Origin of the sequence: Phenylobacterium sp. CCH9-H3 (genome assembly GCF_001557235.1) — a bacterium.
GTDB lineage: Bacteria > Pseudomonadota > Alphaproteobacteria > Caulobacterales > Caulobacteraceae > Phenylobacterium.
Map to the genome: position 1 here is coordinate 1 of NZ_LSJI01000229.1, position 1,015 is coordinate 1,015.

1 protein-coding gene is annotated in these 1,015 nt (G+C 67.8%); it reads left to right on the forward strand.

The annotated features are described in order from the left end of the window. Nucleotides 1-374: endonuclease domain-containing protein (locus AX721_RS20170; protein ID WP_231754745.1), on the forward strand; the 374-nt coding region annotated here is incomplete at its 5' end. Nucleotides 375-1,015: the final 641 nt, after the last annotated feature.

The following is a 1,015-nucleotide window of genomic DNA, read 5'->3' on the forward strand; positions in this document are numbered from 1 at the left end:
GAGGGGGACCGACCGCCGAGCCGCAGGCGAAGAGCGGTTGGTGGAGGGGGCGAGCGGCCGGCACAGCCTTGCGACGAACCGTGATCGTCACCCGCGCCCGCGCCCTGCGCAAGGCCATGACCGGTCCCGAGGTCATCCTCTGGACCCGCCTGCGCGGGCGCGGCGAGGACCGCCCCATCTTCCGCCGGCAGCACCCCTTCGGATCGATCATCCTCGACTTCTATTGTTCCGCCCTGCGCCTCGCCATCGAGGTCGACGGCGCCACCCACTGGGACGAAGCGGCCCAGCTCAAGGACGCCGCTCGCGATCGCTGGCTGGCCGGCCAGGGCGTCCACACCTCCGCATCCCGGCCTCGCGCATCTACCACGACCTAGACGGCGTCATGGACGCGATCCTGCTCAAGGTCGAAGCGCTGAAGCGCAGCCGCGAGGCTTGAGCGACCGCTCGCACCCTCCACCCCGCGCTCTACGGCCGGCTACGCCTGCACTAAGATCACGCGGCATGTCCTCAGGTCCAAGATCCTATCCCAACATTGATCGGCCAAGCTTGCGCGCTCTGGGAGGCGACCATGTGGGCAGATGGGGTGTTCGGCGGCGGAATCGACGCGGCACTGCTCGTCGGAGCAGCGTCTCTGTACTGCTGCGTGGTTTGGCAGACGGCTCGACACCTGGGCCACCCGCGATTTCCAGGCGCAGTCAGGGTTTTCTGGTTCGTCGCAGTGGTCATTCTGCCGCTGCCAGCCTACTTCGCAGCCGGTTTCGGGCTCTGGTACGGCGCGTTGCTGCTATCACTAGTGGGACTGGACGCGCACCTCGGGGCGGCCGTTGGCTTGGTGCTCACACCCACCCTACTCAGCCTCCTTGTGCTCTGGCTTTCCCGTTGCCTGCTGACCAACTCACGGAATGACGAGGTCAGCTAACACCCCTCGCCGTCCCCCTCCTCGCCCCCCGCGAAGCGAGAGGGGAGAGGGTAGGGAGAGGGGCGTTGCCTCTTGCGGCCCTCGCAAAGCGGCGGG